Consider the following 459-nt stretch of genomic DNA (forward strand, 5'->3'; position numbering starts at 1 on the left):
TTTCTTGCACAGTCGAATAGAACACGTTGTAAATCACGTCTGATTTCAGCCATTTCCATAACCCTTCAATCAAATTCAATTGCGGACTGTATGGTGGCAAAAAGACGAGCTCTAACCGATCTTCGTGTTCTTTTAAAAAAGGCTGAATGAGTTTGGCATGGTGAATTCGAGCGTGATCTAAAATCATTACCATTTTGCCTGTCGGATAGCGTTCTAACACAAGTTGAAGAAACCGAAGAAATGTTTCTGCGTCATAGCGTTCTTCTTCGATGCAAAATACATCCCCTGTTTCGTAGTTCAACGTGCCAATCAGCTTCAGCCCTTGATGTTTTCCAAACGTCGGAATGATTCGTTGTTTTCCTTTGACAAACCATGTTTTTTGAATCGCTTGGTCATCACGAATCATCGATTCATCTTGAAAGAGGACATGGGCGATGTTCCCATCTAACAGTTTTTTTT

General features: G+C 40.5%; 1 protein-coding gene. It reads right to left on the reverse strand.

Features of this window, described 5'->3' with window-relative positions; translation table 11 throughout:
- Positions 1–459: IS630 family transposase (locus B4113_RS08445; protein WP_153017142.1), on the reverse strand; the 459-nt coding region annotated here is incomplete at both ends.

The sequence above is a fragment of the Geobacillus sp. B4113_201601 genome (assembly GCF_001587475.1).
Classification (GTDB): domain Bacteria; phylum Bacillota; class Bacilli; order Bacillales; family Anoxybacillaceae; genus Geobacillus; species Geobacillus icigianus.